The sequence below is a fragment of the Paenibacillus sp. FSL R10-2788 genome, from assembly GCF_038003885.1.
GTDB lineage: Bacteria > Bacillota > Bacilli > Paenibacillales > Paenibacillaceae > Paenibacillus_AQ > Paenibacillus_AQ odorifer.
The window spans coordinates 4,478,422-4,502,142 of record NZ_JBBOQA010000001.1 but is presented as its reverse complement, the minus strand read 5'-3'; the positions used below and the strand labels follow the sequence as shown (position 1 = coordinate 4,502,142).

Annotated in this window: 17 protein-coding genes; 11 read left to right on the top strand and 6 right to left on the bottom strand. The window is 43.3% G+C overall.

Going from position 1 to position 23,721, the window contains the following annotated elements:
• The first annotated feature begins 7 nt into the window (after positions 1-7).
• The 4 genes from NSQ50_RS20020 to NSQ50_RS20005 all read left to right on the top strand — a co-directional run bounded on the left by NSQ50_RS20020 (position 8) and on the right by NSQ50_RS20005 (position 6,786).
• Complete coding sequence (locus NSQ50_RS20020; protein ID WP_036685758.1) at positions 8-1,843, top strand: ABC transporter substrate-binding protein; 1,836 nt, start codon at positions 8-10, stop codon at positions 1,841-1,843.
• A gap of 134 nt (positions 1,844-1,977) precedes the next feature.
• Positions 1,978-3,723 carry a sensor histidine kinase gene (locus tag NSQ50_RS20015; protein WP_038572378.1) on the top strand — a complete coding sequence of 582 codons (1,746 nt, stop codon included), beginning with the start codon at positions 1,978-1,980 and terminating at the stop codon, positions 3,721-3,723.
• The gene (locus tag NSQ50_RS20010; RefSeq protein WP_038572376.1) at positions 3,716-5,122 is read left to right on the top strand and encodes a response regulator transcription factor; all 1,407 of its coding nucleotides are present in this window, start codon (positions 3,716-3,718) and stop codon (positions 5,120-5,122) included. Before NSQ50_RS20015 ends, NSQ50_RS20010 begins: the two co-directional genes overlap by 8 nt.
• Entirely contained in the window at positions 5,119-6,786 is a 1,668-nt protein-coding gene (locus NSQ50_RS20005) for an extracellular solute-binding protein (protein ID WP_076225099.1), read from the top strand. The genes NSQ50_RS20010 and NSQ50_RS20005 overlap by 4 nt, the downstream gene beginning before the upstream one ends.
• 59 nt (positions 6,787-6,845) lie before the next feature.
• On the opposite strand, the gene NSQ50_RS20000 is transcribed toward NSQ50_RS20005, so the two are convergent.
• On the bottom strand, positions 6,846-7,265 hold the full coding sequence (locus NSQ50_RS20000; RefSeq protein ID WP_036685765.1) for a MarR family winged helix-turn-helix transcriptional regulator: 420 nt from the start codon (positions 7,263-7,265) through the stop codon (positions 6,846-6,848).
• 164 nt (positions 7,266-7,429) lie between these two features.
• Here NSQ50_RS20000 and NSQ50_RS19995 point away from each other — a divergent pair, with 164 nt between their 5' ends.
• Positions 7,430-8,890, top strand: coding sequence for an MFS transporter (locus NSQ50_RS19995; protein ID WP_076100124.1), 1,461 nt, complete (start codon positions 7,430-7,432; stop codon positions 8,888-8,890).
• Between the two features lie 33 nt (positions 8,891-8,923).
• On the opposite strand, the gene NSQ50_RS19990 is transcribed toward NSQ50_RS19995, so the two are convergent.
• From NSQ50_RS19990 to NSQ50_RS19980, 3 genes are read right to left on the bottom strand one after another with little or no spacing between them, the layout of a single operon-like run.
• Positions 8,924-9,991, bottom strand: coding sequence for a glycosyltransferase WbsX family protein (locus NSQ50_RS19990; protein ID WP_036685768.1), 1,068 nt, complete (start codon positions 9,989-9,991; stop codon positions 8,924-8,926).
• Positions 9,992-10,004: 13 nt separating this feature from the next.
• Positions 10,005-10,319: a glycosyltransferase family protein gene (locus NSQ50_RS19985; protein WP_081386992.1), complete on the bottom strand. Its 315-nt coding sequence runs from the start codon at positions 10,317-10,319 to the stop codon at positions 10,005-10,007.
• A gap of 7 nt (positions 10,320-10,326) precedes the next feature.
• Positions 10,327-11,043 (bottom strand): DUF3880 domain-containing protein, encoded by a 717-nt coding sequence (locus tag NSQ50_RS19980; RefSeq protein WP_076225097.1) that lies wholly within the window; start codon positions 11,041-11,043, stop codon positions 10,327-10,329.
• 207 nt (positions 11,044-11,250) lie between these two features.
• Here NSQ50_RS19980 and NSQ50_RS19975 point away from each other — a divergent pair, with 207 nt between their 5' ends.
• Positions 11,251-11,661 carry a hypothetical protein gene (locus tag NSQ50_RS19975; protein WP_232061415.1) on the top strand — a complete coding sequence of 137 codons (411 nt, stop codon included), beginning with the start codon at positions 11,251-11,253 and terminating at the stop codon, positions 11,659-11,661.
• A gap of 89 nt (positions 11,662-11,750) precedes the next feature.
• Here NSQ50_RS19975 and NSQ50_RS19970 read toward each other — a convergent pair whose 3' ends face one another.
• On the bottom strand, positions 11,751-13,106 hold the full coding sequence (locus NSQ50_RS19970; RefSeq protein WP_256717116.1) for a PFL family protein: 1,356 nt from the start codon (positions 13,104-13,106) through the stop codon (positions 11,751-11,753).
• A gap of 17 nt (positions 13,107-13,123) precedes the next feature.
• Complete coding sequence (locus NSQ50_RS19965; protein ID WP_036685776.1) at positions 13,124-13,393, bottom strand: ACT domain-containing protein; 270 nt, start codon at positions 13,391-13,393, stop codon at positions 13,124-13,126.
• A 217-nt stretch (positions 13,394-13,610) separates the two neighbouring features.
• Here NSQ50_RS19965 and NSQ50_RS19960 point away from each other — a divergent pair, with 217 nt between their 5' ends.
• The 5 genes from NSQ50_RS19960 to cysI all read left to right on the top strand — a co-directional run bounded on the left by NSQ50_RS19960 (position 13,611) and on the right by cysI (position 22,784).
• Positions 13,611-15,242 carry a diguanylate cyclase gene (locus NSQ50_RS19960; RefSeq protein WP_038572367.1) on the top strand — a complete coding sequence of 544 codons (1,632 nt, stop codon included), beginning with the start codon at positions 13,611-13,613 and terminating at the stop codon, positions 15,240-15,242.
• 61 nt (positions 15,243-15,303) lie between these two features.
• On the top strand, positions 15,304-15,684 hold the full coding sequence (locus NSQ50_RS19955; RefSeq protein WP_036685780.1) for a response regulator: 381 nt from the start codon (positions 15,304-15,306) through the stop codon (positions 15,682-15,684).
• Entirely contained in the window at positions 15,662-18,922 is a 3,261-nt protein-coding gene (locus NSQ50_RS19950; RefSeq protein WP_076225095.1) for an ATP-binding protein, read from the top strand. Before NSQ50_RS19955 ends, NSQ50_RS19950 begins: the two co-directional genes overlap by 23 nt.
• A 234-nt stretch (positions 18,923-19,156) precedes the next feature.
• Positions 19,157-21,013 carry an assimilatory sulfite reductase (NADPH) flavoprotein subunit gene (locus NSQ50_RS19945; protein WP_076100412.1) on the top strand — a complete coding sequence of 619 codons (1,857 nt, stop codon included), beginning with the start codon at positions 19,157-19,159 and terminating at the stop codon, positions 21,011-21,013.
• Between the two features lie 46 nt (positions 21,014-21,059).
• Positions 21,060-22,784 (top strand): assimilatory sulfite reductase (NADPH) hemoprotein subunit, encoded by a 1,725-nt coding sequence (cysI, locus tag NSQ50_RS19940; RefSeq protein WP_076100127.1) that lies wholly within the window; start codon positions 21,060-21,062, stop codon positions 22,782-22,784.
• The last annotated feature ends 937 nt before the right edge of the window (positions 22,785-23,721 follow it).

Genomic DNA, 23,721 nt, shown 5'->3' with positions numbered 1-23,721 from the left:
TAAAGCAATGAGATTAAGAAGAGCATCGCTTGTCATGCTATCCGTAATCCTGGTCTTCGTTCTTGCAGCATGTGGCGGGGGGAATAATACGGCTAATTCGGGCAAAAACACGAGCACAGAGAAACCTACGTCGGCTGCCACAAATGCCCCGGCGGAGGAGACAGCAGCACCGGATGACGGAGCGCTTGATCATTCCAAGCCGCTGAAGCTGACTGTATTCTCAACAACCGCTAACTATGCCGGTCCACAGACCGGATGGTTTGCAAAAATCATCAAGGATAAGTTCAACATTGAAATGGACATTGTAGCTTCAAACCTGACTGGTGGAGATACCAAAATCTCTGCAATGATGGCTTCCGGTGATCTTGGAGATATCATTATTTTCGGTGACGACAAGAACCACTATCCAAATGCCATCAAAGGAAAGCTGCTCTTGGACTGGACACAGGACGGTCTTTTGGACAAATACGGAAAAGACATTTCTAGCACTTTCCCAAAAGCTATTGAGAAAGCAAAGGTAGCTTTTGGCGGTGGATCATCAGTCTTTGGTATGGGGAACAGCGTAGCTTCTAACCCATCCGGACCTTCTGAAGGAAAAGATATGACTTGGGGTCCAGACCTGCGCTTTGATCTTTACCAACAAATTGGAGCGCCAGAAATTACAAAGATTGAAGATTATCTGCCTGTGCTGAAAAAAATGCAAGAGCTCGAGCCTAAGAACGAACAAGGCAAAAAAACCTATGCTTTCTCGATGTGGTCTGATTGGGATGGCAACTATAAAATGACATTGGCTAAACAGTTCGCAAACATGATGGGCTATGACGAAATTCCTGATACTGCTGTGTATGTTAAGGCAGATGAAGAAAAGTATTATGACTTTTTATCCGAAGATAGCTGGTACATGAAATCGCTCAAGCTGTATTTTGAAGCTAACCAAATGGGGCTGGTTGATCCGGACTCTATGACGCAAAAATTCGACGATGTTGTAGCGAAATACAAAGATGGTCGTCTATTGTTCTCTTGGTTCCCATGGCTAGGAGCTGCTAACTACAATACACCAGAAAGAACAGCCGAAGGTAAAGGTTTTGCGCTAGTTCCGTTCAAAGATGAATTGATGTATTCCACAGGCTTCAATGTTTACGGTGGTAACGGTATTATTGCAATCGGCGCAAAAGCTAAGGAACCTGCTAGAATTATGGAATTCATTAACTGGATGTACACACCGGAAGGTGCAATGATTTCTGCAGGAAGTGGTACAGCAGTACCTAACGGACCTCAAGGTCTGACTTGGGATATTGATGCAAACGGCAAACCTGCAGTGACTGATTTTGGTTGGAAAGCTTATACTGATCAACAGAATACTCAAGTTCCTGCTGAATACGGCGGTGGTGACTACTACTATGGCTCCAATCAAATGAACTTCTCGTTTGTGGTTCCGGCGATGGTGAATCCAGAGAATAGTGAGCCATTCGATCATAATCTGTGGACAACAACCCTGGAACGTAACCCTTCCAAGCTTGATAGTGACTGGAGAGCGAAAATGGGCGTTCTGACTCCTAAGGAGTATTTTGAGAAAAACAATCTATTGGCTGTAGCACCACAAGGCTTCACTGGCAAAGAGCCGTTAACCATGGATAAAACAGTGGAACAAAAGAATAAACAAATCGGTACGGTTATTCAACAGATTTCCTGGAAAATGGTCTTTGCTAAAGATCAAGCGGAATATGATAAGTTGAATAAAGAAATGCATGATAAGGTAAATGGTCTTGGTTATTCCGAAGTTATGGATTTCTCGATTAAAAAGGCTGAGGAATTGTTCGAGGCCCGTAAAAGCGTTAAATAAACACGGCTAGTAACTATAAAATAAGGCGGGGCGGCGTGGAGGCTGTTCTGCCTTATTCTATTCAATTAAGGATAAATGTGGTATTCTCACATTAATATAAAACGCTTTCAGATAGAAAGAAGAGGATAATCCAGATGGTAAGAGTACCCCTGCGGAGTCATACTCCAGCTGTCAAATCCTTACGCAATACCTTATTTATCTATCTGGTAATCGGAACACTACTTCCGCTTCTCTTAGTAGGATTCGTAACCTACACCTCTATTTACTCCATCCTTTCAGGTAAAATTGGCAACGGGATCAGCGCTAGTCTGAGACAGGAAGCCTCAAGCCTGGAGAATGCCATCGACAATATGGATTTTGCCTCCAAGCAGTTTGCTCTGGACGGGCAGATTGTGCAGGAGATGTCCTCATTTATTCAGGAAAAACAAATTTTTCGCAAATCGCAAATGATGAATTCCATCAACCAGAAGATCAATCTAGTCAATTTTACGAACCCTTATATTGGACTTACAGCCTACATTATGCCGGACAGCGATGATCCCGTTCTGTTCACCAACATGAGCGCACGCAGAAATTTTGATATCAGTACATTGCCGTCTTTTATGCGATATAACGGGGCTGACTATTATGGACCACATCCCACTATGTACGCTGTTGGTGATAATCTCGTGTTCTCGGAGCAGCGGATTGTCCGTGTGCCGGGCCAGCATAAGCTTTATATTTATTTGGAGACGAATTATAGTTTGTTTCGCAAAATCTTCAATCAGGAGTCCTACGGGATGAAAGTAAATCATCTGCTGGTCAATCAGCAAGGTAATAGTACAAAAGTGATCGATGGCAAACTTCCGCTAAGTATTATTAAAGCTGCGGGAAGCAACTCTAATCTCACTCATGAAACGCTTAGTGGATATCATCTGTTTCGTTACGCGAGTCCTCAGGGCTGGAAGCTTATTGCCGTTGTGAAAAAATCTGAATTCAACAGTGAAATTTATTCTTGGTTTTATAAAATGATCTTACTTGCCTTCTCCACCCTTCTTTTTGCCGGATTTCTGGCTTGGATCATCTGGATGAAAATTTATGGTCCGTTGCGTAAGGTCAACCTTGAAATCAACCGAATGGCGGAAAATGTTACCGCTCCGGTAGCCTATACGAATGTGGAAGAATTTGATTTCGTGCTTACCAACTTTCAGCAGATGAAAAAACAGGTGAATGAGCTGATTGTTGCGGTTGCCCATAATGAGAAACAGAAAAGCCAATTTGAGATTGAGAAGTTGCTCAGCCAGATCAATCCTCATTTTTTGCATAATACCTTAAATACGGTACAGTGGATGGCCCGGCTAAACGGCCAGAAGGAGATCGACAAGCTGGTCACTCTTCTTGTAAAGGTGCTGCATTATAATTTGGGCAAGCAAAGCATCATTGTTACCATTGGCGAGGAAATTGAAGCGATTCGAAATTATATGGAGCTGCAGCGTATCCGTTATGATTATGAATTTGAATTTAACGTTGAAGCTGATGAGGATGTATTGTCTGTGGCAGTCCCGAGATTTTTGCTTCAGCCTCTGGTGGAGAACTCGATTTATCATGGATTAAGCGATAATGGCAAGGTAGATGTTGAGATAACGAAACATGGTGAAGGAGAAGTTCAGTTATGTGTAAAAGATAACGGCGCTGGGATGGATGCAGATACATTAGATCAGCTGTTGTCTGATGATGGAGCGAAAAAACGGGGACTTGGAATTGGTTTTTCATATGTGAACCGGATGCTTAGAACCTATTATGGAGAACAAATGAAGCTAGAGATGTTCAGTAAGCCAGGAGAAGGTACGGTTGTATCCATTGTGATTCCGAGGAAAGGTAAGGAGGACTTCGATGATTAAGGCTGTAGTTGTCGATGACGAGAGACTCGTGCGAAAAGGCTTCATATCCCTGATCGACTGGTCATCCTTAGGGATTGTTATAGTTGGGGAGGCAGGTGATGGTAAATCTGCTTTGGAGCTGCTTCAACAGCAGGAAGTAGATTTATTATTTGTGGATTTGACCATGCCAGGCATTTCAGGCTTCGAGCTCATTAAAATGGTTAGACAACGTTTCGCAGGTATTCGCTGTGTTGTCCTTACTTGTCATCATGAATTTGACTATGTTCAGGAGGCTATGCGTTTAGGAGCCGTTGACTATATTGTAAAAACACTGCTTGAGATGGAAAATGCGGATGATACTATCAGACGTCTTGTCGATCGCATTAAATGGGAGGACAATACTCGGGATGCTCTGGTTCGTGGGGAAAGTAAACGTATGGCTGCTGATAAAGCTCTGCTGTATTTGCCCCAAAATCATCAATGCAATGAAGAAGAATTATTTCAGCTGTCCAGCGTGAAAAATAATCCGCTTATTACTTTTCATGAGATGTGGATGTCGCCCTTATTGCATCGTTTCTCAATAGATGAGAGCAAACGTGAACTAAAGATCCAGCTATCCGGACGATGGCAGACCGCGCTGATCAGTGGATTGAGAGATCAACCGTTACAGGAATTAGAGGAACAGCTCACTGCGAAATTACGCCGTATTCTATTTTATCATCCTGAACCTGAGGATTTGACCTCATTGAAATATGAAGACATAAAGAAGGAACCAGGGGCTCCCTATTCAAAACAAGAGGCGGATAATCTGCTGGAGCAAGCACAGAATTTGAAGTGGACAATTGATGGAAATGAGTGGGAGAAATTTGTAGCAAACATACTTCAGCAGAAACCCCGTTCTGATCAGTTTCTGGCGTTTGCACACTCTCTAATACAAAGCTGGAGTTCTTTACTATTAAAGCCTGAAGATGCTGCTCAACTGGAAAGGGACATTTCCCATAATCTGAACTGGTGCCATTGGAAGAACTGGCTGCGGCGATTTTCTGATCATGTGGGACGAAGAATGCTGGAGCTTGGATTAACTAAAGAGGTTATGTCTTGTCTTATTCGCGCAGTTCGTTATATGCAGAGCCATGCAGGTGACAAAATCAATCAGAGCGACGTAGCAGCCGTCATTAATATGAGCCGTGGTTATTTCAGCCAATGTTTCGCTCGTTTTGCCGGAGAGACATTTGGTGAATGTTTACGGGGAATGCGGCTGGAGCTTGCCAAATCACTGCTGCTGGAGACTACACTTCCCGTCTGTGAGATTGCTTCGCGGTCCGGTTTTGAGGATGATCGTTATTTCAGCAGATTGTTTAGAGAACGTATTGGTAAATTACCAAGTGAATTCCGTGCGGAGGGGAAAAACCAAATATGAAATTTTGGAAATCTATCCTTCTAGTGTTTATGGTCATTGGAATGACATCTTGTCGTGACAATATCAGTACTGTAGATTCAGTTGCAAGCCCTCAGGCAGGGGATGAAGATACTTCTATCGCTTATAGTAAATATGAGGATCCGATTGTGATCCGGGTGGGATTTAAGGTTCCCGACTCGCGACTTAATACAGGTGACAGCAACGATAACAATCCAATCACCCGTTATTTAGAGAGCATTACGAATATCAAAGTGGTTCACTCCTGGGAAGCGAAGGGTGAGGATGCTTTTACGCAAAAGGTGCAGCTTGCCATTGATAGCAACGATTTGCCTGATGCCATGGTTGTGGATCGGGATCAATTGAAGAAATTAATTGATAATGACATGATTGAAGATTTGACAGAGACATATAAAATATATGGATCTGAACTTATCAAGGATATGTACAATTCTACAAAGGGAGAGGCATTAGAGGACGCTTCCCGCGACGGTAAATTATATGGATTACCGAATGTAGCTATTGATGCAGACTCTCCCGTGCTGCTCTGGGTACGTCAGGATTGGCTGGAGAAGCTGGAGCTGCGACCTCCACAAACTTTTGAAGACATCGAGAAAATTGCCAAAGCTTTTATTGAAAAAGACCCTGACGGGAATGGAAAAAGAGATACCGTCGGTCTAAGCGGCTACAAAAATATCGTATATGGAACTAAACCATTAGTTAATGGTCTGGATGCTGTTTTTAGTGCATTTCATGCTTTCCCCACGAATTGGATTAAGGATAACAACGGAAATATCGTGTATGGCTCCATTACACCAGAAACCAAACAAGCGCTTGCTAAACTTGCTGATTGGTATAAACACGGGTTGCTGGATCCGGACTTTGCACTATATAAGGAAACTCAGGAGCCTATTATTACAGGTAAATCAGGGATGTTTTTTGGTCCTTGGTGGATGCCTTATTATCCTTTGTCAGAGGCAGTGGCTTTGGATACGAAGGCAGAATGGAGAGCATATGCAGCTCCAGTTGATGATTCCGGTAAGTTTGTCGCTCATTTGGCTCCGGTAACAGATCGATATCTTGTTGTGCGTAAAGGGTTTGAACATCCAGAGGCTGTAATCAAGCAATTGAACGTGTTTACAAGACTCGAAAGAAGACAGGATCCTAATCAAGAGAAGGTAAAAAAGCTGGGTGATTTCTCTGCGCAGACAGGCATTCAGCTGCGTGCTTATTATCCGTTCGATCTTTTGATAGATTATAGGGATGCGATTGAGAAACATTATGCTGATATCCAGCAGGCTTTGCACGGAAAGATAGACCCGGATACATTAAATTCTGATACCCGGCTCATTTATGATCAATGGGTAGCGGAAACAGAGCAGCCCAAAAAAGATCTTGAAGGCTGGAAAGCAGCGAATGCGTATAAATATGGAGTAGCTGTGTTAACCTCAACTGCTATAGAGGGAGTGCGTGGGGTCTTTTATGGGAACACCCGACTTATGAAGACCAAATGGCCGGAACTGCAGAATCTGGAGAATGAGACGTTCTTAAATATTATTGTGGGTGATTCACCGCTTAGTGATTTTGATGTGTTTGTAGCTAAATGGAAGAGTATGGGCGGGGAAGAGATTACGGAAGAAGTTGCTGAAATTGTAAAGCAAAAGTAAACGTAAAAGTGGGATGCCTCAACAGCCGAGTGGCTTTGGGACATCCTTTTTCTTATGTTCTATTCTTCGTTTGTACTGATTTTTTGCAGCAGGAAATGTAGTTGCTCTACTTCTTCATCGGTTAAATGGCCCACAAGGCTTTTATTAAATTCATCTAAGATGGACTGTAAAACTGGGAAGAAATCGATGGCTTTCGGGGTAGGATATAGAAGGTGGGAGCGTCGATCATTAGGATCGTCTTTGCGCTCGATATACCCCGAATTCTCTAATTGCTTCACAGAACGTGCTGTAGTTGCTTTATCGAACTTCAATTCGGCAGTTAACTGATCCTGAGTAATGCCTGGCCGAGAAAGAATCAATTTAAGAAAGCTATGCTGTCCACCACTACCGATTCCATAAGGGACAAACTGCTTAACCAGTTTCTTTTGATTTTGACGGTGAAGATGGGAAATTAGCTTCCCGATAGGCTCTCTTGCCAATATAGACACCTCTTTGGGTTATAAGTTCGCTCATTTTTTGCCTTGAAATAAAGTGTACAATAAAGTCGTTGCGCACGCAACTAAATTGTTGTACACTGGGTATGGCGAGTTTGGTTGCGTGCGCAACTAAACGGTGATTATTAATATTTAATGAGGTGTTAGTTATGAGTTCTGTAAGTGCAACCTACCAAGAGGATAAAGAAATTCAGAAGAAGCGCTGGATGATTTTAATTGTTCTGAATATTTTTACGTTTATGTCCACCCTTGATGGTAGTATTGTCAATATTGCTCTGCCTGAGCTATCCAAACAACTGAAGTTGCCCATGGCGCAAATCGAATGGGTAACTACAGGTTATTTAATGGCGATCTGTGCAGCGATACTTTTCTTCGGCAAGCTTGGAGATATCGTAGGAAAGATTCGAATCTTTAAGATTGGCACCATTATATTTGTTATTGGATCTATGCTGTGTGGGCTTAGTGTAAGTTTACCAGCCTTGATCGCTTCGCGTGTTATTCAAGCCTTGGGTGCTTCGATGACCATGGCGAACAGTCAGGGAATTGTTACGGATATCTTTCCTGCCACGGAGCGTGGTAAAGCCCTTGGTTTCATTGGTACATTCGTGTCTCTGGGAAGTATAGCTGGTCCAAGTTTAGGCGGGATTATGGTTTCCACCTTAGGCTGGGAGTATATCTTTTGGGTTAACGTGCCTATTGGTCTGATCGCTATATTTTTTGGCTGGAAGGTATTGCCTAAGGATTTAACGAGAGTGAAATCTTCGATTGATGTGCCGGGCAGTTTACTGTTCGCTGTTTTTATTATTACTTTGTTCGCAGGATTATTACTAGGACAACAGCTAGGGTATGGTAACAGCTTAATTGTTACATCAATAATTGTTGCTGTCGTCAGCTTCATTGCTTTCATATGGATGGAGCTTCGTAGAAAAGAACCGTTGTTGCAGCTGTCATTATTTAAGAATCCGTTGTTTTCTTTAAGTATATTATGTGGTTTTCTCGTATTTACAGCGAATTTCTGCTTCAATATTATCGCGCCGTTTTATGCACAGAACATGCTTAATTTATCGCCATTCTATGCAGGCTTCTTGTTAATGCTGTTGCCGATATGTATGGTAGTCGTGGCTCCAATGAGTGGTGCGCTATCGGATAAAATAGGCTCTGAATTTTTGACTTTTGCGGGGCTGGTGGTCATGGTTATTGCACAGTTCGGATTAGCACAGCTTCATGTAGGAAGTTCTGTTGTGCTGGTAGGTGTGTGGATCGCTATGCTGGGTATAGGAAGTGGCCTGTTTCAATCGCCGAACAACTCGCTTGTTATGTCTAAGGTACCAAGAACACAGCTTGGTTCTGCGGGTAGTGTCAATTCGTTAGTTCGTAATGTCGGTATGGTTGTCGGCATTACAATTGCTACTACAATTCTTTTTCAAGTGATGAGCAGTAAAGCCGGCTATAGAGTGACAGGGTTAGTTCCCGGCCGACCAGAGTTATTTATCGAGGGTATGCATGTAGTGTTTGTAACCTCGGCATCCATATGTCTAGTGGCTGCTTTATTAACTGGCTGGAGATTGGTGAGTGCAAGAAGCGCCAGAGTGCAGTCATCGGAAAGATAACATAAAATGAAAAAGATCCTTCTGGCGCTACGGCTAAGAAGGATCTTCTTTGTGATGAAATTGTAGGGCTTCCTTAACGGCTTGCAAGTATTGATATTGATAACGCTCATCCGGTTCCAGATAGGCGCCTTCAGCCCATTCATTCCAGGCGTTGATATAAATATATTCACTTTTGAACATTTTTTTGGCGCGCTCAATTTGTCGTGAAAGGTATTGGCCGAATTTTTGAGGATTAGCACCTAAGGTGCTTTGTCCGGCAGGGCCTTTCCGTGGTGTGTTATCCCAGTTGACAAAGGCTCCCGGATATATGATTTCTCCGTCCCTATGGGGTGTCCGCTCCAACATGGATTCCCATAACTCATCATAATCAATTACGATATGCCTCTGATCCTCCACCTGCTTTGAGCTCCATAAATGCTTAACCCCGCCATGTGCGAATGTGTAATGCGGCTCAAATTCCAGACTGGCATCGAATCCTTGCTCTTTCTGTAGGGGGAAACCGCCCAGTGTCCGGACCAGATGAAGTCCTTTAAGTCCGTTCTGCAGAGCCAATTCGCGCCAATATTGAAGCATTTCTTCACAGCGCGGGATACTAGCAGATCTATAAATGATAAAGACAGGTTTATCTTCCACCCGGATATAACGATCATCTTTGAAGGCTTCCAGCAACGCAAAAAAGTGCATTCGCCAATCCCGTTCTTCTCCGTATTCCTGTGGCATCAGTACATCTTCTTCGGTGCCATCCCAGCTACGTGTCCATGGTTCGTTAGCCCAAGAAAGGCAAAAGGGGAAGTCAGGCTCTTTGCTCGCAAGAATCTGCTGAACCGGTTGTTCCAGTAGTCGCCTGCCATTAAACCAATAGTGATAATAACAAAAACCGTAAATGCCATGAGCCCTTGCAGTCTCTGCCTGCCATTGTTTCACTTTAGGATCCGTTAAATCATAGTAGTTATTATTTAATGGCTTCTTGGGCTGATCATGTTCAGGATAAAGGGCTGCAGCCTTCCTGACATTTGTCCATTCTGTAAAACCCTCACCCCACCAGGAATCGTTCTCTGTGATCTGATGAAACTGAGGCAATACAAAAGCAATGCATCTCAAGTCATGCCACCCCCTATGGTTCCTTGAATATTTTTCTCAGCAGTAACTTTCCTTGCTGGATATAAGAATGGTTATATTTAAGTTCCTTTAGAGCACGAGAGGCAGAAATTCTCCTTTCTTCACTATGTGAAAAATAGTGCTTAAAGCTTTCGGAGAGCTCTTTGAAGTTCTGGAAACGAATGAGATCTTCTTCTGCAATTCGGTAATTATGAAGATGGGGATGATCCTCCACTAACTGAAATACACCGCAAGCGGTGACCTCCATAATCTGCTGCATAGAACCAGTGCAATTGATGACGATTTTTGCTCCATTATAATAACTGGACATATCTTTACTATGGGTGATATCCAGGAAATTTCTGGGGGGGGTCCCAACCACGCCCGGCGATCATTACCTTAAGGCCTTGAAGCAGGTCTGAATACGCCAACGTGTAAAGCACACTATCGATTTGAAAATCGCCGAGAATGAGTACGTCACTCTGATAACAGTCCTCCACACGTCTTGGATAATAGAGATCCGTATCCGCAGCATATGGGAGATAACTGGAATGTTTGCCCCATAAACCCTGATAATAGATCAGATTAGCTATGTTCTGTGTGAAAATATAATCGAATAACAATGCCAGATTACGTTCTGTTGGAGTAAGACAAGCTGCATCTGCCATCCATACCGCTTTGGGAACGTTGGAAGTTTTCAGAGCAGGGAGGTTCTCCTCCGGAAATAGGGTCTCCGATCCTAGAGCTAATATTAGATCAGGTTGAAAATGGGCTAAATATTCCTCCAGATTATGCTGGAATTTAATAGCAAGTACTTCTTTGACCAAATGCCTTAGTTGATCTTTAAAAAGTCGTACATTAGGCATTTTATCGCTGGCCTCTGTAGGAACCAGCAGCAATATTCTTAATTGCTTGAGTTCCCGTTGCAGCGGCTCTGCTCTATAAGAGTTCATCTCAAGGATGAGGTTATGGTGTTGTGATGGATTAACTTGGCTGATGGTGACTTCGTGACTTGAAGGCCTTTCAGGAGTGAGCCTATTAGCTGTCTTCTTCATAATTCCTCCTGTATTCTGTGGAGCCAGTCGTCCGCTCTAGCACCGAGTCTTGCTAATCATTATATGTGTAGGGGGTTATTTTGACTTTAGGTATAAGACCATTAATCAGAGCCCTGAAGATAAAAAGCGGATTTAGTGAAAGCTGTATATCTATCTATGACAGGGCTGGCTTGTTTAACATAAGATATGCTATAAAACCTGAAAGGGATGATCGCCTTGCCAACCTTCGATAACGTTCTAGTTACAGGAAGTCAGACCATTCAAAATGATCTGCACGTTAATGGAAATGAGACTATCGATTCGAATCTGCATTTGAATGGTAGTCAGACCATAATGGGAAGCCTAAATGTGAACGGCAGTGAATCCATACTTGGTCATCTGGGGGTAACCGGTGAAATTAGCGGGGCAGGCACCATTAGAGCTGCAACCCGGTTGATCGCTACGAACCAAGCAACATTGCCACCAGGCGCTCCTACCAGCCTGCAACAAGTTCGATACTTTTCTGTAGGTGCTGTAGGTCAGACTGGTCTCGTGCTGAAGGGCACAGATGGAAATGATTATGTATTATTTATCGATTTGACTGGCGGAACACCTAATATTGGCATCCAACGGGCTTAATCAAGGTAAACTAACATTCTCAGCATCAGATTAATAAAAAACAGCAAGTCTCCTAAGTACAAATAGGGACTTGCTGTTTGAGGTTTCTATTAATTCTTAAAGCTATGAATTGGAGCTGGGATTCGTCCGCCACGATTAATGAAGTTCGCGCAGTTGAAGCCGTTCACTGCCATGACTGGTGCATATCCGAGCAGGCCGCCAAATTCGACGATTTCACCTACGTCCTTGCCGATTACTGGAATCACGCGAACCGCAGTGGTTTTGTTATTCACCATGCCAATTGCAGCTTCATCCGCGATGATACCGGAAATGGTCTCCTTGGTGGTGCTTCCTGGGATAGCTATCATATCCAGTCCCACGGAACAAACACAGGTCATAGCTTCCAGTTTCTCTAGTGTAAGGGCACCCCGCTGAACGGCTTGAATCATGCCGTGATCTTCACTGACTGGAATAAAGGCTCCACTAAGGCCACCTACATAGGAGGAGGCCATCACGCCACCTTTTTTAACATTGTCATTTAGGATCGCCAGAGCAGCGGTTGTTCCCGGTGCGCCAGCTTCCTCCAGACCCATGACTTGAAAGATTTCGGCAATGGAATCTCCGATTTCTGGAGTAGGGGCTAAGGATAGATCGATAATCCCAAAAGGAACATTCATCCGTTTGGAAGCCTCTTGAGCAACTAGCTGACCGACACGTGTGACTTTGAAGGCTGTCCGTTTAATGGTTTCACATAAGGTTTCAAAATCCTGCCCTCGAACCTCTTCAAGCGCACGTTTGATTACACCAGGACCGCTGACGCCAACGTTGATGACACATTCCCGCTCCCCAACCCCGTGAAATGCTCCGGCCATAAAAGGGTTGTCCTCGACTGCATTACAGAAGACTACCAGCTTGGCGCAGCCGATGGAATCCCGATCCTTGGTGCGTTCTGCAGTTTGGATAATAATGTCGCCCATTAATTTCACAGCATCCATGTTGATTCCACTTCTGGAGGAACCGACATTGACCGAGGAGCAGACTCTTTCAGTGACTGCCAATGCTTCAGGAATACTGTCGATCAGAATACGATCGCCTTTGGTGCAACCTTTTTGTACAAGTGCAGAGAAGCCGCCAATAAAGTTAACGCCTACCTCTTTTGCAGCCTTGTCCAGGATTTCAGCAACAGGTACATAGGTATCTGTCTTCACCGCACCAGCGGCAATAGCGATGGGTGTGACAGAAATCCGTTTGTTAACGATAGGAACCCCAAATTGTCTTTCCAGATCTTCACCCGTCTTTACGAGCTTTTCAGCGGATCTGGTGATTTTGTCATATACATTTTGATTAAAGGTGCGCATATCCGTGTGGGCACAATCCATGAGGCTGATCCCCATTGTTATGGTACGCACATCCAGATTCATTTCACGAATCATCTTATTCGTTTCTTGTACTTCCACTAGTGATATCATGGTCAGCCATCCTCCTAGATTCGGTGCATAATATTAAAAATATCCTCATGCTGAAGCTTGATTTCCACGCCAATCGATTCGCCAAGCAAATGTAATTCCTCTACAATATTCTCAAAAGCTTTAGTTGAGCTAGAAATGTCTACAATCATCATCATGTTAAAATAATCTTGAACGATCGTCTGCGAAATATCCAGAATGTTCAAATTGTGTTCGGCTAGATATGTACATACTTTAGCAATAATCCCTACTTTATCTTTTCCTAATACAGTAATAATTCCCTTCATGAATACAGCCTCCCTTTGTTTTTATTGATTTCACCGTGTATACGGAATGAACCATTCCAACTATTATTGCAAATGATGAAACAAGCTTCAACCAAAGGTTTTTTGTCAGTTTGATTAAATATTTATTTTGACAGCTGAAATTATAGAAAATTCATTTGACAGCCTATAAAAAATGTGATGAACTGAGAGTTTGATATGATAGTCTGAAGGAGTAAATATGACTACACAAAAATATAAAGACATGGTTGAGCAAAGAACGAAGATGACCCTCCAGGAATGGACGGAACAGGCGGAAGTGAAGGAAAAGGACATTTATCGTTTTTTGCATAATTTAAAAGGCACTGCTGGAACTGTCGGATTACCAGATGTCGAACAATTTGCCGAGGATACGCTGCCCTATTTCATGGAAAGCAGTCTTAAGAGTTGGTCGGTTGAGGAATGGGGGGATTATTTATATCCACTGATTCCATTGTTTAATGTCCATTCATTGGCAGCTTCAAGCTCTGTTAAAGCATTGGATAAAAAGGGACCTGCTGAGACGCTCACGCAGAATGATATTCTTCTTATCGACGACGATGTAGAGTTAGTTGCTTATCTGAAAGAGTCGTTGGAGAAGCAGAATTACTATGTAAGCATAGCCTTATCTGCTGAACGGGGACTCAAAATCTTTTATGAAACGAAACCAGATCTCATTCTGCTGGATATTCTTTTACCGGATAAAAGTGGGATTGAGGTGTTGAACCAAATTATCGGCAAGGCTAAAAAGGAACGAATTCCCATTATCATTATAAGTGGGGAGTACTCCAAAGCGACGCAAATGCATGCGTATTCGCTGGGGGTAATGGATTTTTTACCGAAGCCTGTAGATATTGATTTATTTCTGGTATTGATCAAAAATCGCTTTCAGCTTAAGAGAGAATGGCAGGAGTCCATCATCGTGGATGATTTGACCGGCGCATTCAATCGCAAACACTTTAATCAAGTCATGAAGCAGTTGATTGGTGATTTTAAGCGGACCAACCGCGTATTTTCGTTAGCGCTGATTGATTTGGATTATTTTAAAAACGTTAATGATACATATGGTCACCTAATCGGAGACGAAGTTCTGCAGGGCTTTTCCGAGCTTGTGAAGAATTCCATCCGTCTGGAGGATACCTTTTGCCGTTATGGGGGAGAAGAGTTTGCAGTGTTCTTACCTAACACGGATGCGGAATCTGCAATGTTGGTTATACAGCGTATTCAAGAGCGGTTTGCGGCTACTGACTTTTTTGCGAAAAATGAAATCTTTCATGTGACCATCTCTAGCGGGATTTCTGAGGTAACAGATGCCGAGAATATAGCCGATAAATTGATTGAGGAAGCAGATCAGGCTCTTTATGCCAGTAAGCATGCTGGAAGGAATCAGACAACGCTTTATTCGGACCATTTATCCACTACTAAAAAGCATTCGGTTCTGAATGTGATTGTTGTAGATGATGATACGCTAATTCGTAGAATTGTGACCAGTCAGTTCGCCATTTGGGAGCCGGATAATATTGCTGAGGTGAAGGTTAGCAGCTATGCGAATGGGCTTGATTTCCTGCAATCGGATTGGTATGCCGTGGATGAGAAGTATATTATTTTGCTGGATGGTGTGATGCCTGATCTGGATGGAGTAGAAGTTCTGGAAAGAATCCGCAAAACGTATCCGGAAGTAAATATATTAGTGATCATGCTGACGGGAAGAAATAATCAGGCGGATATTGTACATGCCCTGCAGATGGGTGCCGATGATTATGTAGTGAAACCGGTTCATATGCCTGAGTTATTGTCGAGAATAGAGCGGTTGGCTCATAGATTTTTGTTCTAATTGGTTTCTGAATATGTTGTGAGCACCAGGAGAGATCTAAAGCGGAGGGAATTAGGCAGCTATGCAAAAGGTAATGGTAGTGGATGATGAAGAAGTATTACGAATGTTAATTGTAGACACCTTAGAAGATTTGGAAGACGTGGAGATCCATACTGCCGAGAACGGATTAGAGGCGCTTTCAAAATTGTCACAGGATCATTATGATTTGGTGATATTGGATTATATGATGCCTGAAATGACAGGGATTGAAGTCCTAGGCCAACTGGATGATGAGAAAAAGAAGGCTACAGCTATTTTAATGTTAACAGCCAAAGCCCAAGATGTAGATCGTCTTCGAGCGGTAGATGCAGGCGCACGTTATTTTATGCCAAAACCTTTTAGTCCGATGGAACTCTTGCAGATTGTGGAGGGGATCCTAAGTGACAAAGGGAAGCAGCTCTAATCACAGTATTAAAAATAGATATTTTCGTATCATTGCCTTGGTTTTTTCGTTAATCATTATTATGGGATCTGTATTTTTATTTTTCATAAATAATGAGCAGAACAAATTAAGTAGAGACCGTGAAGTTCTGCAGAATAAGGCGGACACGATTAACGAATTGGCGACTGCATTAAATGAGGTTTTTTTCCGAGCGAGGGGATTCAGCGCACTTAAGAGTGACAATGAATTAGATCTCCTAAACTTAGGACTTGTTAACTTTGATAAGATTCTGGATACCTATTCTAATCTCAATTTATCTCCGGAAGAAGCCTTGTTTAGAGATGGTTTGAAAGCATTTTATGTTCAGTACAAAACTAAAGTTTTACCTGAAGCGATTCGGTTTGTCGAGGCAGACGATTATGTGTCTTTGAGAGCTCTATCCGCAGATGGCAACACGAAATCAGTGAATGATTTTTTAATGTATACAAAAGAGTACAAGCAACGATCCGATGCCGCATTAAATACTATGGCTATGGATTACATCAAACGTGCCAATGAATTTACCTTTATCGCATTCTTTTTCAGCACGATTATTCTGCTAATCTTCACCTTTATGATCTGGCGGATTCTGAAGAACCTTATAGATCCTATTCTGAAGCTGGAAGGGGCAACCCATTCCCTGGCTGCAGGAGAAGAAATTCTTCTGGGCAAGCTTAAGAATCAAGATGAAATTGGCCGACTTTATGATGCTTTTCTTAATATGGCTAGAAGTATTCAAGATAAAGAAGAAGAATTAATGATGCAGAATGAAGAGCTGCATGCGCAGCAGGATGAACTTCAGGATCAGCAATATAGGCTGCAACGCTCGCTTAGTGAAATTGAAAGTATGATGAAAGCTTTGGATCAATCGTCTGCGGTCGGGATCCTTACTGCTAAAGGTGTCTTTACCTACGCGAATGATAATTTAAGTGGATATACCCGCTATAAAAAGTCTGAGATTATCGGTTACACCTATAAGTTATTTGAACTTTATAATATCTCTGACGAGGGTTATCAGAAAATCTTTAACAAATTAAATACAGGCGGAGTGTGGAACAATGAGCTGCAGATTCTAGCCAAAGACGGATTGCCCATCTGGCTGCATCTGACGATTGTGCCGTACCTGAATGAAGAGGGTGTGATTTATCAATACATCCTTATTGCGAACGATATCACCTCAATGAAAAGCGTGCAGCAGGAGCTAGCCGAAACGTTAAAAAATACAGAACAGACCAAGATGATGCTTGAGCTTAATAATCAGCTGAATCATGATATTACTTATACCTTGGATAAGCATGAATTTGCCGATAAGTTTATTGAGTTTATGCATCGCCTGTATGCCTTTGATTCGAGTTTCTTCCTGCTTGTGAAAGATAATATCGCGGCTGTGAAAGGCATTCCGCAGGAGAATGTGGAGCGTTATCTTGATCATGAGAACAATGAGATATTATATCGCTTGCAAGCGGAAAAAACGTATCTAATCAAGCGTTTGGCCACACAACCAGAGCAAGGGATTTCTGCGAGTGAGGTCTATGTTTACGACTTCTACACTACTGTTGTGAACGCAGAGGATGAGATTCTTGCAGTGTTCTGTGGCAGCCGGATTGGTCATTCCTTCAGCAAAGAAGAGATTAATGAGGTTCAGGGGATGATGAACCGCGTAGCGCTGGCGATTGAACGTTTATTCATGTATGAAGAGATTGAACATGGACGAAAGCTGAATCGGGACATCGTAAATAATGTGAACGAGGGCATACAATTTGTGAATACAGAAGGTATGCTCCTGCAGATGAATAAAGCGTTGAGCAACATTTTTAATTATGAGTGGACAGAAGGAACTTTGATTCCCCGACAGAAATGGATGGATTATTTCATCGAGCACTCGAATGAGAACCATGAACTTCGGATGTTTTTTGAAAAAGCGATTGCTGAGGATGCTCTGGAATCCAGCAGCATGCAATACTCCATTGGAACTGAATCGATGAAGCATATTGATGTGTATGCGATCCCTGTATTCCGTCGCGAGCTGCGTATTGGTACATTGTTTGTCTACAGAGATATCACTAGAGAATATGAGCTGGACCTTATGAAATCTGATCTTGTCAGTACGGTAAGTCATGAGCTAAGAACACCGCTATCGAGTGTGCTTGGTTTCACAGAACTGCTATTGTCTAAGACCATGAAGCCTGAGAAGCAGCTTAAATATCTGGAGACGATTCATAAAGAAGCTAAACGACTGACGGAGCTCATAAATGATTTTCTTGATTTGCAGAGAATGGAGTCAGGTAAGCAGCAATATATCACGGAGCATTTGAATCTCAGTGAAATTGTATTAGGCGTAATTGATCAATATAAACTGAGCAGTACCCATCATGTGCTCCTAGTGGATGAGGCTTTGAATGCGGATGTTGATGTGGACAAGGATAAGATTGTCCAAGTTCTGACGAATCTATTAAGTAATGCGATTAAGTTCTCGCCTGATAACAATGAAGTTAAAGTACTGCTGCATAACGAGTCGGATAGGATTATTGTACGTATCCAGGATAATGGTCTTGGCATTCCTAAGGATCAAATAGGACAGCTATTCCAAAAATTCAGAAGAGTGGATAATAGCGCCTCTAAAAGAATTGGAGGAACAGGACTTGGACTTGCTATCTGTAAGGAGATCATTGAGAAGCAAAAGGGAAATATCGGTATAGATTCCGTAGAAGGAGAAGGCACTACCGTCTGGTTTAGCCTCCCTATCCTCCATGCGGAAGCGAGCCGGCAACAGGATGAGCTTAATAAATGGAGCACCGATAAAGAGCTCAAGCCTAATGTAATGATCGTTGAAGATGATTACAGTCTTTCGTTGCTTTTATCAGAAGAGCTTAAAGGGAAGGGCTTCCGTGTTACCCATCATTACCATCCACAGCAAGCTTTTGATCAGGCCTTGAAAACACCATTTGTGGCGATAGTGGTAGATTTGATGTTGGGTGAAGAGCTGGATGGCTGGGATTTGATCCGAATGCTTAAAGAAGATTCAAGAACTGAAAATATCCCTATCGTTATTTCTTCTGCTCTGGATCAATCGGATAAGAATCAATTAAACGATGTAATTCAAAAATATTTAACTAAACCTTATCCGCCCGGCGAGCTATCGAATACGCTTGAGGAGATAGTGAAGATTAAGACGGGGATCGGCGAGGTGTTATTTCCCGAAAGTAAGCAAAAATTATAGCTTTTATTTATCACAATATTTTATAAATAGTATCACTTTTTATAATGAAACCGATCAAAACAGGTTAAATCATACTGTTTTGATCGGTTTTTACGTACTATATAGATACTTTTTCAATAAATTACAATTATTAGGTTAAATCGACATCATTGATCGTTTACAATTATTGTGATAGCCTGATTTCATGAGGTACGGATCATCAGAAGATTTCATGTTTAGGAGAGGTGGATATTGTTGCAACTACAGGTAACGAACAGTCCTTTTAACGAGAGCCAAGTCGAGCTACTCAATCGTCTTCTACCATCCTTAACGGAGACACAGCAAATATGGCTTAGCGGTTATTTGTCGGCCATGGGCCTTACTACTGCACCATCGGCAGGTGCCGGGGTTCAAGCAGTGCAATCAAATACGATAGGAAATGCGGAAGGTAGTGCCGTTAGTCAACCTGTAGCTTCACGTGAAGTGACCGTGTTGTTTGGGTCCCAGACAGGGAATTGCCAACGGCTGGCTGGGAGCTTGTCCCGCAAGCTGGAGGAGCAAGGATTTCAGGTCACGATCACTGCGATGAACAGCTTTAAGCCCAATGCACTTAAGAAGGTTGAGAACCTCCTATTGCTGGTCAGTACTCACGGTGAAGGCGAGCCGCCAGATAATGCACGGATGTTCCATGAATTTCTCTATAGCAAAAGAGCCCCTCAATTAGAGAATCTGAAGTTCTCAGTGTTGGCACTGGGGGATACCTCTTACGAATTCTTTTGTCAGACCGGCAAAGACTTCGATCAGCGGCTTGAGGAACTTGGCGGCAAGCGGTTAAGTCCGCGTGTGGATTGTGATCTTGATTATGATGATTCGGTTACCGAATGGTTTGAAGGCGTGATTGGTGCCTTAAATGCACATTTAAATGCTCCGGCCATTGCGGCAAAAGCGGTTCAAGCTGCGGAAGACACAGATTCTCAGGAGCCTTTGTATACCCGCAACAATCCTTTTAAAGCGGAAGTATTAGAAAATCTAAATCTGAACGGACGCGGTTCCGACCGGGAGACCCGCCATTTGGAGCTATCACTAGAAGGCTCTAACATACAATTTGAGCCAGGGGATGCGCTGGGTGTCTACCCGGAGAATCATCCTGAATTGGTAGACGCTATTATTCATACTATGGGCTGGAATCCTAATGATATTGTTCCATTTAATAAAAAAGGGGAAGAAGGTTCCTTACGTGAGGCACTTCTTCACCACTATGAAATCACTGTATTAACCAAACCGTTGCTTGAGCAAGCGGCGAAGTTATCTTCTTCTAACAAACTAAAGGATTTATTGGCGCCAGAACGTGCGCAACAGCTTAAGGAATATATTCAAGGCCGCGATCTGCTCGATTTGGTTCAGGACTTCTCTCCATGGGAAGGTTCAGCCAGTAACTTTGTGACTATTTTGCGCAAGCTTCCAGCACGACTCTATTCAATTGCTAGCAGCTATAAAGCTAATCCAGATGAGGTTCATTTAACGGTTAGAGCTGTACGTTATGAGGCACATGGCCGTGAGCGTTATGGGGTCTGCTCGGTACATTGTGCTGAAAGAGTCCAGCCGGGAGATACGTTGCCCATCTACATTCAACATAATCCTAACTTTAAGCTTCCAACAAATCCTGATGCGCCGATCATTATGATTGGACCGGGGACAGGCGTTGCACCCTTCCGCTCTTTCTTGGAGGAACGTGGCGAGCTTGGGGTGGAAGGTAAATCATGGCTGTTCTACGGAGATCGGCATTTCGTGACGGACTTCCTCTATCAGACGGACTGGCAGAGAATGCTAAAAGACGGCTTGTTAACTAAGCTGGATGTTGCTTTCTCCCGTGATACCGAAGAGAAAGTATATGTTCAGCATCGCATTCTGGAAAAGAGCCGCGAGGTCTACGAATGGCTGCAAGCGGGAGCTCATATTTACATTTGCGGTGACGAGAAGCATATGGCACATGATGTTCATTCTGCTCTGATTACTGTCATCCAGCATGAGGGTGGGCTGAGTCCTGAAGAAGCGGCAGCTTATTTGGATAATATGCAGCAGGCGCAGCGCTACCAACGTGATGTTTACTAATGGATAGAGGAAAGTTATCGAATGACTTCGGGGGGAGATAACAACAATGGCAAACAATGAAAAGGTTAAGCCGATCGGCGGGCCTCCAAGTGATGTTGAACACATTAAGCAAGAGAGTAACTATCTGCGGGGCGCGCTTGTTGAGACATTAAGCAATCCGATTACCGGAGGTTTGCCGGAAGATGATAATCGGCTGCTGAAATTTCACGGAAGTTATATGCAGGACGATCGGGATTTACGCAATGAGCGTGAACGGCAAAAGCTGGAGCCTGCATTTCAGTTCATGCTTCGTGTAGTTGCCCCAGGCGGGGTAGCGACACCAGAGCAGTGGCTAGTGATGGATGATCTGGCACAAAAATACGGTAATGGGACCTTACGTCTGACTACCAGACAGGCGTTTCAAATGCACGGGGTACTCAAATGGAATCTTAAGAAAACCATTCGCAGCATTAATGATACGCTGATGACGACGCTGGCAGCTTGCGGCGATGTTAACCGTAACGTAATGAGTAATCCGAATCCTTACCAGTCAGAGGTGCATGCAGAGGTCTATGAATGGGCGCGCAAAGTGAGTGATCACTTATCCCCACGTACTCCCGCCTACCATGAGATTTGGCTAGACGGTGAAAAGGTAGTAGATAGCTTAGGCGAACGTGCGGAAGTAGAACCAATCTATGGTCCGGTATATTTACCTCGTAAATTTAAGATTGGTTTAGCGGTGCCACCTTCTAATGATGTGGATGTATTCTCGCAAGATCTGGGTTTTATCGCTATTCTGGAAAATGAGAAGCTAGTAGGCTTTAACGTTTCTGTAGGCGGCGGTATGGGGATGACTCATGGGGATACCAGTACTTATCCTCAGTTGGGACGTATTATTGGTTTTTGCCGTCCCGAACAGTTGATTGATGTGGCAGAAAAGACCGTAACGATCCAGCGGGATTATGGCAATCGCTCTGTCCGCAAAAATGCAAGGTTCAAATATACGATTGACCGCCACGGTCTGGAATGGTTCGTTGACGAACTGCATGAAAGACTCGGATGGCAGCTTGAAGCGGCACATGATTATCATTTTGATCACAACGGAGACCGTTACGGCTGGGTGAAGGGTACCAATGGAAAATGGAATCTGACACTTTATATCCAAAGCGGACGGATTCATGACCAAGAAGGATACACCTTGATGACTGGCTTGCGGGAGATTGCTAAAATCCATACTGGAGATTTCCGGCTAACGCCGAATCAGAATCTAACGATTGCCAACGTCACTACTGCCAAAAAACGAAAAGTAGCTGAGCTGGCTAAACAGCATGGACTTACAGATGGAGCACATCTTTCTGCATTGCGGCGCAGCTCCATGTCCTGTGTAGCACTGCCAACCTGCGGACTTGCGATGGCTGAAGCGGAACGTTATCTGCCTTCGTTGATAGATAAGCTGGAGCTTGTTATAGATAAAGCTGGTTTGCGCGACGAGGAAATTGTAATCCGGATGACCGGCTGCCCTAATGGATGTGCTAGACCGGCGCTGGGTGAAATCTCGTTTATCGGCAAGGCTCCAGGCAGATATAATATGTATTTAGGAGCAGGCTTTACGGGTGATCGCCTCAATAAAATGTATAAAGAAAACATAGATGAGAAGGAGATCCTAGAGACGCTTGAACCTATTCTTCACCGATATGCCAAAGAACGTCAACAAGGTGAGCATTTTGGAGATTTCGTGATCCGTGCAGATTATGTTAAAGCCGTTACCTCTGGACTTAATTTCCATGACTAAATGAAAGTAGATTTAAAAATGTCCCGGGGCCAGTTGGATGGCTGCCGGGGTATTTTTTGTGGTTTGGGCGTAGTTAGGTGCGCGAGGTGTCGTGTCGTACACAAAATGCTCCAGAGGTAAAGACGGTAGACAAGAGTAAATGAGCAGCAGATAAGCAGCAGATAAGCGCATACGAGTAGTAGATGAGCGGAAGATGAGTAGTAGATGAGCGATAGTAGAGCAGTAGATGAGCGCGACGAGCGGCAGTAGACTAACAAGGTGACGGACTCAGGAGCCCTTATTTTCTGAAACCTTGCCAATTTGCAGAGTATTCGGACACCAGCGCTGTTATGGGTATGAAAAGAGGCCGAAATAGGCCTTTTTCAGAGGAATAGCGTCTCTCCAGTCCGAAAGTTGCTCAAAACGGCTTAAATTGCACAAATAGCGTCATCTGAGTCCGAAAACCACAACCGAGTGTTCAAAAAGTAAAGAACGGCAGATGAGCAGCAGATGAGCGGCAGATGAGCGATAGTAGATTAACGTCAGAGTAATGAAAGAGTCGAATTAGATCGTGTGAAAGAGTGAAATCAGATCAGTAGGAGCAACAGTAGAGTAGTACGCAGAATAGCCAAACAAAAGAGCAGCAACCGACTAGCGGAACAATAGACGAGCAATAGTAAACTAACATCAAAGTAGTAACAGTCCAGCAGCAGACTAACAGCAGTAGATCACCGTTGACTGACAAATCTAGCAGCAGCCTTTATTTGATCTACAATAATCTAGTAAGATCCCAACATTTGCGCTACAACAGATCCATCAAAGTAGTAACAGTCCGACAGTAGACTAACATCAAAGTAACAACAGTCCGGGAGCAGACTAACAGCAGTAGATCACTGTTGACTGACAAATCTAGCAACAGTCATCTTTTGAGCTACTATAAGTAAGCATTATCCTAACA